General features: G+C 36.7%; 12 protein-coding genes and 1 other annotated feature (1 of these 13 only partly in view). Of the genes, 9 read left to right on the plus strand and 3 right to left on the minus strand.

Translation table 11 applies throughout. From position 1 onward, the window contains the following. Positions 1 to 7: 7 nt before the first annotated feature. From jag to rpmH, 3 genes are all read right to left on the minus strand, one after another. On the minus strand, positions 8 to 865 hold the full coding sequence (gene jag, locus BBS29_RS03430; RefSeq protein ID WP_068129062.1) for an RNA-binding cell elongation regulator Jag/EloR: 858 nt from the start codon (positions 863 to 865) through the stop codon (positions 8 to 10). Positions 866 to 879: 14 nt separating this feature from the next. Continuing rightward, positions 880 to 1,215: a ribonuclease P protein component gene (gene rnpA, locus BBS29_RS03435; RefSeq protein ID WP_068129064.1), complete on the minus strand. Its 336-nt coding sequence runs from the start codon at positions 1,213 to 1,215 to the stop codon at positions 880 to 882. Between the two features lie 106 nt (positions 1,216 to 1,321). Next, positions 1,322 to 1,459: a 50S ribosomal protein L34 gene (gene rpmH / locus BBS29_RS03440; protein ID WP_040928948.1), complete on the minus strand. Its 138-nt coding sequence runs from the start codon at positions 1,457 to 1,459 to the stop codon at positions 1,322 to 1,324. A 447-nt stretch (positions 1,460 to 1,906) separates the two neighbouring features. Between rpmH and dnaA the strand changes: the two genes are divergently transcribed. From dnaA to hutI, 9 genes are all read left to right on the plus strand, one after another. After that, a complete protein-coding gene (dnaA, locus tag BBS29_RS03445) occupies positions 1,907 to 3,235 on the plus strand; it encodes a chromosomal replication initiator protein DnaA (protein ID WP_068129066.1) in 1,329 nt (442 codons plus the stop codon). A 166-nt stretch (positions 3,236 to 3,401) separates the two neighbouring features. Next, the gene (gene dnaN / locus BBS29_RS03450) at positions 3,402 to 4,535 is read left to right on the plus strand and encodes a DNA polymerase III subunit beta (RefSeq protein ID WP_068129068.1); all 1,134 of its coding nucleotides are present in this window, start codon (positions 3,402 to 3,404) and stop codon (positions 4,533 to 4,535) included. A gap of 176 nt (positions 4,536 to 4,711) precedes the next feature. After that, complete coding sequence (gene yaaA, locus BBS29_RS03455; protein WP_040928956.1) at positions 4,712 to 4,939, plus strand: S4 domain-containing protein YaaA; 228 nt, start codon at positions 4,712 to 4,714, stop codon at positions 4,937 to 4,939. Continuing rightward, on the plus strand, positions 4,926 to 6,023 hold the full coding sequence (gene recF, locus BBS29_RS03460; RefSeq protein ID WP_068129070.1) for a DNA replication/repair protein RecF: 1,098 nt from the start codon (positions 4,926 to 4,928) through the stop codon (positions 6,021 to 6,023). Before yaaA ends, recF begins: the two co-directional genes overlap by 14 nt. 14 nt (positions 6,024 to 6,037) lie before the next feature. Continuing rightward, positions 6,038 to 7,957 (plus strand): DNA topoisomerase (ATP-hydrolyzing) subunit B, encoded by a 1,920-nt coding sequence (gene gyrB / locus BBS29_RS03465; RefSeq protein ID WP_068129071.1) that lies wholly within the window; start codon positions 6,038 to 6,040, stop codon positions 7,955 to 7,957. Between the two features lie 13 nt (positions 7,958 to 7,970). Further along, on the plus strand, positions 7,971 to 10,442 hold the full coding sequence (gene gyrA / locus BBS29_RS03470; RefSeq protein ID WP_084778820.1) for a DNA gyrase subunit A: 2,472 nt from the start codon (positions 7,971 to 7,973) through the stop codon (positions 10,440 to 10,442). A 94-nt stretch (positions 10,443 to 10,536) separates the two neighbouring features. Further along, on the plus strand, positions 10,537 to 12,033 hold the full coding sequence (gene hutH / locus BBS29_RS03475) for a histidine ammonia-lyase (protein ID WP_068129073.1): 1,497 nt from the start codon (positions 10,537 to 10,539) through the stop codon (positions 12,031 to 12,033). A gap of 52 nt (positions 12,034 to 12,085) precedes the next feature. Further along, positions 12,086 to 13,744, plus strand: a complete 1,659-nt coding sequence (hutU, locus tag BBS29_RS03480) for a urocanate hydratase (protein WP_068129075.1) — start codon at positions 12,086 to 12,088, stop codon at positions 13,742 to 13,744. Further along, positions 13,744 to 14,982, plus strand: coding sequence for an imidazolonepropionase (hutI, locus tag BBS29_RS03485; protein ID WP_068129077.1), 1,239 nt, complete (start codon positions 13,744 to 13,746; stop codon positions 14,980 to 14,982). Before hutU ends, hutI begins: the two co-directional genes overlap by 1 nt. Positions 14,983 to 15,031: 49 nt before the next feature. Then, positions 15,032 to 15,076, plus strand: a binding site (T-box leader) (it continues 150 nt past the right edge of the window).

A 15,076-nucleotide genomic window follows, 5' to 3' on the forward strand; every position in this document is an offset into this window, starting at 1 on the left:
TATCCCTCTATTCTCTTTCAATAACAATATGACGATTTGGTTCTTTACCAGCTGAGTAAGTTTTGATGTTTGTAACGTTATAAAGAGCGTTATGAATGATCTTTCTTTCATATGCTGGCATCGGTTCTAAGTGTACTGGTAGGTTTGTACGTACTGCTTTTTTCGACATATTAATCGCAAGATTTTCAAGTATTTCTTCGCGTTTTTCGCGATAGTTTTCTGTATCGATAATAATTCTTCCGTAACCTTTATATATTCTATTGAAGTAATGCTGGCCAATTTCACTTAACGCATTTAATGTCGATCCACGTTTACCGATGACTTTTGCCGCTTTATCTGCAAATACGTTAATCATTACTGTACGATCGTCGACTGTATAATCTGTATAGTTAGAAATACCCATTTCATTAACAACAGACTGAATATAATTCGCTGTACTTTCGACTGCTTCATCGAACGTAAATTTCGGAGTTTGTACATCAGTCTCTTCATATGAATCGTCTAATTGCTCTTCGTGTTGTTCAACAGTATCTTCTTTCATACCTACAACTTCTTCGACAGTATCTAATTGATTAACGTCTGTCTCTTCTTCTACAACTTCTTGTTCAGTAACCTCTAATTCTGTAGTTTCTTCTATAGAATCTTCCAGGTACCTCATTTGAACTGCTTCAATTGTATTTAATTGTTTTAACTCCGGATTAATAATCGTAAGTTTAACTTCAGCTTCTTTTTTCATTAAACCTAAGAAACCTTTAGAACCTTGTTGTAGTACGTCAATACTGATGTCTGACTCTTCGACATTTAAATCGTTTAAACCTTTTTGCAGCGCGTCTTCTACAGTTTCACCTCTGTAAACTTTATACATGTGTCTATCCTCCATTATTTTATGCATTTTGCGATTCGCAAAACGTGTAATAAAGACTTTTCAATGTCGTGATAGTCCATATCTTTAACAGGCTGTCTTGCAATCACAATGTATTCTGTTGTTTTAAGTGTGTCTTTATGTTGAGTGAAAAATGCGCGGATTCGACGTTTAATTTGATTTCTTTTTACGGCATTGCCTAATTTTTTCGAAACACTGATACCAAGTCTAAAATGTGTTTCATCAGACTTTTCTTTCGTATAAATAACGAATTGTCGATTCGCAACAGACTTACCTTTTTTAAAGACATACTGAAAATCTTTTTGTTTTTTAATACGATACTCTTTTTTCATACAACTGTACCTCTTTATGATTACATATTATACAAAATATAGACATGATATGACACTTTATGAATTAACACAAAAAAAGATCACCTATGACTAGATGATCTTCATATTATGCAGATAATACTTTTCTACCTTTTCTTCTGCGACGCGCAAGTACTTTACGTCCATTTTTAGTACTCATTCTCGCACGGAATCCGTGTACTTTTGAACGCTTGCGTTTATTTGGTTGATACGTACGTTTAGGCATAACTACACCTCCATGTAATCCAATGCTATATGAATTTTTCTGTCAATAATTTTAGCAACTACTACATAATAACAGAATCCAAATACCATTTCAATTATTTTTTTGGCATTATTACGTATTCTAACAGATTAAATTAGATGTTTTCTTCGTAAAAATGTGGATAACTTTTCAATGAATCATAGTTTTCCACCACATTGTGCATAACTTATAAACAAAGTAACACACATTTAATTATTTATGTGGATAACTTGTGGATTTGTGGATACTTTTGTTGGATCATTGATATATTAATGTTTATCTATTATAATTTTTATTGAATTCTATGTGAATAACTAAAAACATAAGTGTTTTATCCACATTTGTGGAAAGGTTGTGGATAACTTTTATCACCATTGTTTATATATTTATCCACAGTATGTGAATTATCTTAAAAGTGAGGTTAAATTTATGGATGGTTTAGGAGAAATTTGGAAAAAGATTTTAGATGAAATCGAACAAAATGTGTCTAGTGCAAGTTTTGGTGTTTGGTTCGCAGACTTAAAATTAGTAGAACTTTCTCAAGAAAATGCAGTGATTGAATCAAGTTCAGAATTCAATCGTAACTGGCTAGAAGATCATTATAAAGATCTCATTGCAGAATCTATTTTTAAAGTAGTCGGTGAATCGCCTGAGATTACACTCATTGTCGCTGGTGAAGAATCAGTAAATTCATCTATAGTTAAAGATGAAAAACCAGTTGAACCTACTGAAGAACGTGTATTTAATATTAACGAAGAAAACACATTCGATACATTCGTTATTGGAAATGGAAATCGATTTGCACATGCTGCTTCACTCGCAGTCGCTGAAGCACCTGCAAAAGCATATAACCCACTATTTATATATGGTGGTGTTGGATTAGGGAAAACCCATTTAATGCACGCAATCGGTAACTATATTCAAAAAACACGTCCAGATGCTAAAGTCGCATACCTATCAAGCGAACGTTTTACGAATGATTTTATCAACTCGATTCGTGATAACAAACCTGAAGCATTTAGAAATAAATATCGAAATATTGATGTCTTATTAATCGATGACATTCAATTTTTAGCAGGAAAAGAGCAAACACAAGAAGAGTTCTTCCATACATTTAACGCACTTCATGATGAAGATAAACAAATCGTAATTACAAGTGATCGTACGCCAAAAGAAATCCCTACATTAGAAGATAGATTACGATCACGATTTGGTTGGGGGTTAATTACAGATATTACTCCACCTGACCTTGAAACGAGAATTGCAATATTAAAGAAAAAATGTGAAGAAGCAAACGTCGTCATTCCAAAAGAATCGATGCTGTACATCGCAAATCAAATTGATACGAATATTCGTGAACTAGAAGGTGCCTTAACACGAGTCGCAGCATACGCAAAACTAACAAATCAAGAAATGTCTCCAGAAGTTGTTGCGGAAGCTCTAAAAGATATTGTCAAAGAGCCAAAACAAAGAAAAATTAGTATAGAAGATATACAAGCAGTTGTCGCTGAACATTACAGCATTAAAATAGATGATTTTAGTTCTAAAAAAAGAACGCGCTCTATCGCATTTCCACGACACGTCGCAATGTATTTATCGCGTGAACTCACAGATAACTCTTTACCAAAAATTGGAGAGATTTTTGGCGGTAGAGATCATACGACGGTTATTCATGCGCACGAAAAAATTTCTAAATTACTACAAACTGACGAAGAATTCGTAGAGGAATTAAAAGAAATCGAAAATAAACTCGGTTAATATTATGTGAGTAATGTGGATAAATGGTACACTAATATCAACAGTTTATACACATGTGAATAACTTTGATATATCAACGTGTTTTCCACTTATCCACATATTCACAGTGCCTACTACGACTTTTACTATTTTTATATATAATATATAGAATAAAAGGAGTTATCATATGCAAATACAAATTCAACGTGCTTATTTCACAGAACAACTAAACGACGTATTAAAAGCAATATCAAATCGTACAACGCTTCCTATTTTGTCAGGAATTAAAATAGAAGTATCTTCTGACAAATTAGTACTAATAGGGAGTAACGGAGAGATTTCAATCGAAATCACAATTCCAACAGAAGTAGATAACGAAGAAATTTTAACAGTTACTGAACCTGGTGAAGCAGTCTTACCTGCAAGATTTTTCACAGATATCGTTAAAAAATTAGATGGAGTTTACGTCCAATTAAAATCAACAGATCAATTTGGAATTCAAGTGAGTGGCGGTAAATCTAATTTCGTCATTAGTGGATCAAATCCAGATCACTACCCACTACTTCCTGAAGTGAATAACGAAGAAAATATTAAAATCGCAGCATCTGTTTTAAAAACGATTATTAACGAGACAAACTTTGCAGTATCAAGTTCAGAAACTCGCCCAGTTTTAACAGGTGTTAACTGGCAATTCTTTGATGAGTCACTGCATTTTACAGCGACAGATTCACATAGACTTGCGCTACGTAAGTTAAATGACAAAGAAAACTCTATCGAAATTAGTAATGCGATTATTCCTGGTAAAGCATTACACGAACTAAATAAAATTATCGAAGATAGTGAAGAAGATGTGGAAATTAACTTCTCACAAAACCAAGTATTATTTAAATACGGTCATTTAAGATTTATCTCTCGTTTACTAGAAGGAAATTATCCTGACACGTCAAGATTGTTCCCAGAAAACTTCGAGACAAAGTTAGTAATCAATAATAACGAATTTTTAAAAGCGATTGACCGAGTGTCATTACTTGCACTTGAGGGTGGAAATAGCGCGATTAAAATGACAATCGACAATAGTCGTGTTCTTTTATCGTCAAATAGTCCAGAAATTGGAAACGTAGAAGAAGAAGTGGGTGCACTAAATTTAGAAGGTGAACCGCTACAAATTTCATTCAACTCAAGATATATGATGGACGCGCTACGTGCAATCCCTGAAGAAGAAGTTTCAATTGAGTTCTTTGGAACGATGAAACCATTTACGATTCAATCAAGTACATCAAACGATGTTGTTCAATTAATTTTACCAATTAGAACTTACTAAATTTATAAGCTATATGCCTCATGTTTTAAAATATGAGCATATAGCTTTTTTAATTGTTATTAAGTAGGTGGAGTACAAAATAATATAAAAGCCCTCTATGACCCTTTAAATAGCGATTAAGATGAAAATACACTGAAAATACTGTATAATATAAACAATACGAGGAGGAAAAACAGATGGAAATCGTTCAATTAAGTGATGGAATTATTACAATCGGTCAATTTTTAAAACACCAGTCTATTATTCAGTCTGGTGGAGAAGCAAAGTGGTTTCTTGCAGAGAATGAAGTGTATTTAAACGATGAACCCGAAAATCGTCGTGGTAAAAAGCTTCATCATGGTGACGTCCTCGATCTAGGTGAGTTTGGAGTATATCGAATAGAGTATGTAGATGAAACTATCTAGTATACATTTAGAAAATTTTCGTAATTACGAGTCATTGTCACTCGACTTTCACGACAAGTTGAACGTTTTTATTGGAAAGAATGCACAAGGAAAAACCAACCTACTCGAGTCGATCTATTGTCTCGCAACGACAAAAAGTCATCGTACGACGCGCGATAAAGAAATAATTCGAATGAATCAAGATGAAGCATTAATTTCTGGATATGTACAAAATAGATTTAGTGAAATACCGATATCACTTTTACTTTCTAAAAGTGGAAAACGTGCAAAAATCAATCATATTGAGATGGCTAAATTATCTCAGTATGTCGGGGCACTGAACTGTGTATTATTTGCACCAGAAGATTTAGAAATTGTTAAAGGTGCACCAGAAGTACGTCGTAACTTTATCGATGTAGAGTGTGGTCAAATTTCTAAAATATATTTACAAAGCTTATCAGACTATAAACGTGTCTTAAAACAAAAAAACTTGTATTTAAAAGAAAGACACGTCGATAAAATGATGGTCGAAATCTTTAACGATCAACTCGTTGAAGCAGCATTAGAAATCATTAATAAGCGCGAAGCATTTGTTGAAGCCTTAAATGAGTATGCAAAACAAATACATAGCGACATTTCAAATAATAAAGAAAATTTAACAGTTGAATATCGTCCAAATATTAAATGTTTAGAACTTAAAAAAGAAGAACGATTACAGTTTTTAAAAGAAACTTATGCATCTGTAATCGATAACGAAATAGAACGTCGACAATGTTTAATCGGTCCACATCGAGATGATTTAAAGTTTTATATTAATGATATGGATGTGCAGACATACGGTTCACAAGGTCAACAACGCTCGACTGCGTTGTCTTTAAAACTTGCAGAACTCGATGTTATCGCAAATGAAATTGGAGAGTATCCAATTTTACTGTTAGATGATGTACTCAGTGAACTTGACGAGCACCGTCAAGCACACCTACTAACGTCGATACGTAACCGTGTACAGACGTTTGTAACGACGACTTCAATTAGTGATATTAACCATCAAATTATGGATGAAATGAATTTATACACGATTGAAGAAGGTACGGTTAAAAAATAGCGGAAGGTGACAAAATGGCAGAACAAAGACATGAATCTTATGATGCAACCCAAATACAAGTACTTGAAGGTTTGGAAGCAGTAAGAAAACGTCCGGGTATGTATATCGGCTCGACGTCTTCTAGAGGGTTACACCATTTAGTGTGGGAAATCGTCGATAACTCTATTGACGAGGCGCTCGCTGGCTATGCATCAGCAGTCGACATTATATTAGAGAAAGATGGCTGGGTAAAAGTTATCGATGATGGACGTGGTATTCCAGTCGATATTCAAGAATCGATGGGACGTCCTGCGGTAGAGGTTATTTTAACAGTCCTTCACGCAGGAGGTAAATTCGGTGGCGGTGGATATAAAGTATCTGGTGGTCTACACGGTGTAGGATCTTCAGTAGTAAACGCCTTATCTGAGTCATTAGAAGTATATGTTCATAGAGATAAAAAAGTGCATTTCCAAAGTTATACGCGCGGAGTGCCTGATGCTGACTTAGAAGTCATCGATAAAACAAACAAAACAGGTACTGTTATTCGTTTCAAAGCAGATGCTGAAATATTTACAGAGACACAAGAATATGAAGTTGAAATACTCGAAAAACGTGTAAAAGAACTCGCGTTTTTAAATAAAGGTTTAACAATTCGTCTAAAAGATGAACGTACATCAGACGGTGAAACATATGAGTACCACTATGAAGGCGGTTTAAAGTCATATGTTGAAGAACTAAACAAAAATAAAGAAATCTTAACTGAAGAAGTCATCTATCTAGATGGTGACAAAGAAAACGTTGAAGTTGAAATATCTATGCAGTATCATAGAGGTTTTTCATCGAACGTTTTAACATATGCAAACAATATCCACACTTATGAAGGTGGTACGCACGAAGAAGGATTTAGACGTGCGTTAACACGTGTCATAAACAACTACGGATTTAGTCAAAATATTTTAAAAGAAAACGACGAACGTTTATCAGGTGAAGATGTTAGAGAAGGTCTGACTGCAGTTGTGTCCATCAAACATACAGATCCTCAGTTTGAAGGACAGACAAAAACTAAGTTAGGTAACTCTGAAGTACGTTCGATTACAGATCAATTATTCTCTGAAGGGTTTGAACGTTATTTACTAGAAAACCCACAAGAAGCAAGAATGATTGTCGAAAAAGGAATTACCGCACAACATGCGCGTGTTGCAGCACGTAAAGCACGTGAAATGACGCGACGTAAATCTGCTTTAGAAGTATCAAGTTTACCAGGAAAACTAGCAGATTGTTCATCAAAAGATCCAAGTATTTCTGAGCTATTTATCGTTGAGGGTGACTCAGCAGGTGGTTCAGCAAAATCTGGTCGTAACTCGACAGTACAAGCTATTTTACCGTTACGAGGTAAAATTTTAAACGTTGAAAAAGCGCGACTCGACCGTATATTAGAAAATAACGAAATTCGTGCGATTATCACAGCGCTCGGTACTGGAATTGGAGAAGAATTTGATTTAGAAAAAACACGTTATCATAAAGTCGTTATTATGACAGACGCAGACGTTGATGGTGCACATATCCGTACACTATTACTCACGTTCTTCTATCGCTTTATGCGTCCGTTAATTGAAGCAGGATATATTTACATTGCACAACCACCACTTTATAAAGTGGAGCAAGGTAAGAAAAAACATTATGTCTATGATGACGAAGCGCTTGAAGAACTACGTCGTACACTACCAGAAACACCAAAAATCTCAATTTCACGTTACAAAGGTCTCGGTGAAATGAACGCAGACCAATTATGGGAAACGACGATGGACGAAGAAAATCGTACACTCTTACAAGTTGAGTTGTCAGATGCGATTGAAGCGGATCAAGTATTTGAGATGTTAATGGGTGACATCGTAGAGTTACGCCGTGAATTCATTGAAGAAAACGCAAGATATGTAGAAAACTTAGATGTTTAAGGAGGAAATTTAATTGGCTGAACATAGTAATATTCAACCCGTAAATATTAGTAAAACGATGAAGAGTTCCTTCTTGAGCTATGCGATGAGTGTTATCGTATCACGTGCGTTACCAGATGTTCGAGACGGATTAAAGCCAGTACACCGTAGAATTTTATACGGTATGTATGATAACGGTATGACGAACGACAAACCGTTTAAAAAATCAGCACGTATCGTCGGAGACGTAATGGGTAAATATCACCCACATGGTGACTTATCAATTTATGAAGCGATGGTGAGACTCGCACAAGACTTCTCAACGCGTTATCCACTCGTTCATGGACAAGGGAACTTTGGTTCAATGGACGGTGACGGAGCAGCTGCACAGCGTTACACAGAAGCAAAAATGTCGAAAATCGCGATGGAACTATTAAGAGATATTAACAAAAATACGATCGATTTCGCACCAAACTACGATGAAACAGAACGGGAACCAGTCGTATTACCGGCACACTTTCCGAATTTACTCGTCAATGGTGCGTCAGGAATTGCAGTCGGTATGGCGACAAATATACCACCACATAACTTAGTAGAATCTATTAATGGTGTCCTTGCTCTTTCAGAAAATCCAGACATTACGACGCTAGAGTTAATGGATATTATTAAAGGACCTGATTTCCCAACAGCAGGACTGATTATGGGACGCTCTGGTATTAAAAAAGCGTATGAAACAGGTCGTGGTTCGATTATTATGCGTGCGAAATGTACGATTGAAGAAATGAAAAACGGTAAAGAACGTATCGTTGTTTCTGAAATTCCGTACCAAGTAAACAAAGCACGTTTAGTCGAAAAAATCGCAGAACTTGTACGCGATAAAAAAATCGAAGGTATTACAGATTTACGTGATGAAACGTCACTTCAAGAAGGCGTTAAAATCATCATTGAGATTCGTCGCGATCAAAACGCGAACGTTATATTAAACAACTTATATAAACAAACACCTCTACAATTATCGTTTGGTGTCAACATGCTCGCTCTTGTAAATGGTGAACCTCAAACACTCACGTTAAAAGAGATGTTATATCACTATCTTGAGCACCAAAAAGAAGTCGTAACAAGACGCACAGAGTTCGATTTAGATCGTGCGAAAGCACGTGCACACATTTTAGAAGGACTGATGATTGCACTCGATCATATCGATGAAATCATCGCTTTAATTCGTGCGTCAGAAACAGATGAAGAAGCTAAATTAGGCTTAATGGAGCAATTTAGTTTATCTGAAAAGCAAGCACAAGCGATATTAGATATGAGATTACGTCGCCTTACAGGTTTAGAGCGCGACAAAATCCAATCAGAGTACGATGAGCTTATGAAAACTATCGAATCACTTCAAGCGATTTTAGATTCTGAAGCTAAACTGTTAGAGCTTATCCGTAAAGAATTAATTGAAATTCGCGATAAATATGGTGATGAGCGCCGTACAGAAATCACTGCAGGCGCAATAGATATCGAAGATGAGGATTTAATTCCAGAAGAACAAATCGTCGTCACGTTATCTCATAAAAACTATATTAAACGTCTCCCAGCTGACACGTATCGCGCACAAAAACGCGGTGGACGCGGTATTCAAGGTATGAATACGGTGGAAGATGACTTCGTTGAAAAAATCGTAGCGATGTCGACACACGATTATTTATTATTCTTTACGAATAAAGGTCGTGTATACCGACTCAAAGGATACGAAGTTGCGGAATTATCGCGTCAATCTAAAGGTATTCCAATCGTTAATATGATTGAAGTCGATAAAGACGAAAAAATCACGACGATGTTATCGGTTAAAGATAAAGACGGAGATACGGATGGCTATCACCTACTATTCGTTACGCGTAATGGTCTTGTGAAACGTACGAAACTATCAGAATTTAACCGTATTAATCGTAACGGTAAAATCGCAATTACGTTTAGAGATAACGATGAATTACTCGCAGTTCGTCTTACAGACGGTCAATCAGAAGTAGTCATTGGATCTAAACAAGGACAACTCATTCGTTTCGATGAAAACGACGTTCGTTCTATGGGACGTACGGCAGCAGGTGTACTTGGAATGCGTCTACGTGAAGGTGATGAAGTCGTTGGAATTGATATATTAAAAGAAAATCAACACGTGTTAGTCGTGACAAATAAAGGTTACGGTAAACAGACGAATGAAAGCGCGTATCGTCAAACGAAACGTGGCGGTCTCGGAGTTAAAACGATTCACTTAACTGAAAAAATCGGAGAACTCGAGTCTATCGCTGCGGTTGACGGAAACGAAGATTTAATGGTCGTTACAAATCGTGGTGTCATTATTCGATTCGCGATTAATGATGTATCGATTACGGGACGTAGTACTCAAGGTGTTCGTTTAATGCGCTTAGATGACTCTAACAACGTTGCTACTGTAGCGGTTGTTAAAGATGTTGAAGCGGATATTGAAGACGAAGAGGAAAATACCGAAGAATAAATTAAAAGTTGGAGATTTTCTCCAACTTTTTTTGATTTTAAAAAATGTAAACGTTATACTGTTGTTAAATTCAGAGTTTTAAGGAGGAATTGAGTTGGTAGTTTTAAAATTAGATGGAAGCGCTTTAGAAATTAAGGATATTAAATCATTTTTACAACATGAAAATTCTAAAATTGAAGTGACCGAAGACGCGTATAAAAGAGTTCATGCATCAAGACAAATCGTTGAAAACATCATCGATAATGAACGTACAATTTACGGGATTACAACAGGTTTTGGACTGTTTAGTGACGTCTTAATTTCAAAAGAAAAAACATCACAGCTTCAAACAAATCTTATTCGCTCTCATGCGGTTGGTGTTGGAAATTATTTAAGTGAAAATACTGCACTACTCATGATGGTATTACGTTTAAATACAATGTTAAAAGGACATTCAGGCGTGAGAACAATTCTCGTCGATCAGTTAAAAACATTTATTAACGAAAGAATTATTCCAGCCATTCCAGAACAAGGTTCTTTAGGTGCTTCAGGAGATCTCGCACCGTTATCTCATATGGCACTTCCACTAACTGGTGAAGGTGAAGTGTTAAAAGACGGTAAAGTGACTCCGACTATTGAAGTGTTAAAAGAAAAACAAATCGAACCAATTGAACTTGCTGCAAAAGAAGGTCTCGCTTTAATTAACGGTACACAAGCGATGACAGCAGTTGGTGTCATTACATATATCGAAGCAGAAAAGCTGATGGAAGATAGTTTATGGATTTCATCTTTAACACATCAAAGTTTACATGGTATTACAGACGCATACGATGAAAAAATTCACATTGCACGTGGATACGATGAGCAAATTTACGTTGCGAAAAAAATGAGAGAGTATTTAAAAGACTCAAAACTGACTACACATCAAGGTGAATTACGTGTACAAGATGCATACTCACTTCGTTGTATTCCACAAGTGCACGGCGCAAGTTTCCAAACGTTAAAATATGTAAAAGAAAAGTTAGAAATTGAAATGAACGCTGCAAATGATAACCCATTAATATTTAGTGAAAACGAAGTCTACTCTGGTGGAAACTTCCACGGACAACCGATCGCTATCGCGATGGATTTATTAAAAATCGGTGTTGCAGAAATTGCAAATATTTCAGAAAGACGCATCGAGCGATTAGTAAACCCAGATTTAAACGACGGATTACCAGCATTTTTAAGTCCAGAAGATGGACTACAGTCAGGTGCAATGATTTTACAATATATGGCGGCAAGTTTAGTTTCTGAAAACAAAACACTCGCACATCCAGCATCTGTTGATTCAATACCGTCTAGTGGAAACCAAGAAGATCACGTTTCTATGGGAACAATTGGTGCTAGACACGCTAGAGACATCGTGGAAAACGTTCGAAACGTCCTTGCAACTGAGTTGTTCATCGCACTAAGTGCTGTAGAAATTCGTGGTGTGGACAAACTATCACCAAAAACGAAAGAGAAATTTGACGAATATAGAAAAGTTGCGGCGTTTATCGACCAAGATCGAAAATTCTCAGACGATATCAAACAACTATCACTCGCATTACGTGCTATTCAAAGTATTTAATCGGTCTTTTTTTATGTCGTGAACTATTTTAAATTTCAAGGAGTGTTAAATTATGTCAAGAAATATTCGAGCTAAAAAAGGTTTAGAAATTGAGTGTAAAGGTTGGGAACAAGAAGCAGCTTTACGTATGTTATATAACAACTTAGATCCTGAGGTTGCTGAGCATCCAGAGAATTTAGTCGTATACGGGGGTATCGGTAAAGCAGCGCGTAACTGGGAAGCATTTGATGCGATTGTAGATACGTTAAGAAATCTTGAAGATGATGAAACGATGCTCGTTCAGTCTGGTAAACCTGTTGCGGTGTTTAAGACGCATGACGAGGCACCACGCGTACTTTTATCTAACTCAGTACTCGTACCTAAGTGGGCAAACTGGGAACACTTTAATGAACTCGATAAAAAAGGATTAATGATGTACGGCCAGATGACGGCTGGTTCATGGATTTATATCGGGTCTCAAGGAATCGTTCAAGGGACGTACGAATCATTTGCAGAACTCGCAAACCAACACTACGGCGGTAGTTTAAAAGGAACGATTACGTTAACTGCTGGACTTGGTGGTATGGGTGGTGCGCAACCACTTGCGGTATCGTTTTGTGATGGTGTGTCGATTACTGTTGAGGTCGACAAATCTCGAATTGAAAAACGAATTGAAACGGGCTATTGTGACGTCATGATTGAAGACTTAGACGAAGCATTAAAAGTCGCTGAAGAAGCGAGAGATGAAGGACGTAATTTATCGATTGGATTATTAGGAAACGCTGCAGAAATTTTACCTAAAATTCTAAATAGCGATACGAAAATCGACGTCGTTACTGACCAAACGAGTGCGCATGACCCGTTAAACGGTTATGTACCTGAAGGATACTCGTTAGAAGAAGCAAAAAAACTACGCGAAGAAAATCCTGAAAAGTATGTTGAGTTATCTACAGCCTCTATGGCAAAACACGTTGAAGCGATGCTCGGATTTAAAGAAAAAGGCGCAGTTGTTTTCGATTATGGTAACAATATTCGACAAGTTGCGTATGATTACGGTGTAAAAAATGCATTTGACTTTGGAGGATTCGTGCCACTATTCATTCGCCCATTATTCTGTGAAGGTAAAGGACCATTTAGATTTGCGGCGTTATCTGGAGACCCTAAAGATATCGAAGCGGCAGATAAAAAAATGCGTGAATTATTCCCAGATAATGAAAAGTTAATTCGTTGGTTAGATATGGCTGAAAAACGTATTCATTTCCAAGGATTACCATCACGTATCGCTTGGTTAGGATACGGTGAACGTGCGAAAATGGGGTTAGCATTAAACGAAATGGTTCGTACAGGAGAAATTAGCGCACCAATCGTTATTGGACGTGACCATCTAGACTCTGGTTCAGTTGCAAGTCCTAACCGTGAAACTGAGTCGATGAAAGACGGAAGTGACGCAGTTGGTGACTGGGCAGTATTAAACGCGTTAGTGAACACGGCAGCAGGAGGATCATGGATTTCATTCCACCACGGTGGTGGTGTTGGTATGGGATACTCATTACATGCAGGAATGGTCGTCGTTGCAGATGGAACAGACAGAGCAGCGAGACGATTAGAAAGAGTATTAACTACAGATCCGGGTATGGGAGTAGTAAGACATGTTGACGCTGGATATGATATAGCAATCGAAACAGCGAAAAAATACAACATGAATATACCAATGTTAAAGGAGAATAAATAATGTCGACAACAATTATTAAAAATATTGGTGAGTTAGTATTACCAAAGAAATCAACACGTGCATTAAAAGGAAAAGAGATGGACGAGTTATTAATCGTGAAAGACGGTATGGTCGTCATTGAAGACGGTAAAGTCATCTATAGTGGTGAAAAAACAGATGATTATACAGCAGATCAAGAAATTGATGCTGAAGGAAAGCTTGTCACACCTGCTCTAGTCGACCCTCATACACACGTCGTTCATGGTGGATCACGTGAGCACGAGTTAGCGTTAAAAATTCAGGGTGTCGATTATTTAGAGATTTTAGAACAAGGTGGCGGTATTTTAAATACTGTTGAAGCGACTAAAAAAGCATCGTTTGATGAGTTGTTAGAAAAAGCATCGAAAAACATTATCCGTATGATTCAGCACGGTGTACTAACAGTAGAATCAAAAAGTGGATATGGTCTCGATTTAGAAAATGAATTAAAACAATTAAAAGTATCACACGCACTTGAAGAAAAGTTTCCAATCACAATGAAACATACGTACTTAGGTCCACACGCAGTACCTAAAGGCCGAGAAAACGAAGAATTTTTACAAGAGATGACAGATTTACTTCAAAACAATGAAATTAAAAAGCTATCTGATTTTGCAGATATATTTACTGAAACAGGAGTTTTCAGCGTTGAGGAGTCAAGACGTTATATGGAAGCAGCTAAAGAAGCGGGATACGATTTAAAAATCCATGCAGATGAAATCGATCCACTCGGTGGTTTAGGTCTCGCTATCGAACAAGGTGCAGTCAGTGCAGATCATTTAGTCGCCGCTTCAGATAAAGACAAAAAAGCATTGAAAGATAGCGACACAATCGCTGTACTTCTACCAGGTACAACGTTCTATTTAGGAAAAGACGATTATGCTGATGCACGTGGAATGATTGATAACGGTGGAGCTGTAGCTCTCGCGACGGACTTTAACCCTGGAAGCTGTGTGACAGATAACTTACAAATGATTATGACAATCGGTGCAATCAAACTTAGAATGACACCAAAAGAAGTATGGAACGCAGTAACAGTAAACGCAGCACACGCAATTAAAACAGATCGTGGTACGTTAGATGCTGGAGATGATGCGAACCTCGTCATTTGGAACGCACCAAACCACGAATACGTACCGTATCATTATGGTGTAAACCATGCATCAAAAGTAATTGCTAATGGTCAAGTCGTTTTTGAGCAACCTGGACTTAACCTATAGTCATTATTGAAAATAACGAAGAAAATTATTATAATAAAAGTAATCAAATAACATTTACTTGTGAGATGCAGTAACATTCGCCCTACTTTTAGAG

The sequence above is a fragment of the Nosocomiicoccus ampullae genome, from assembly GCF_001696685.1.
In the GTDB taxonomy this organism is placed as follows: domain Bacteria; phylum Bacillota; class Bacilli; order Staphylococcales; family Salinicoccaceae; genus Nosocomiicoccus; species Nosocomiicoccus ampullae_A.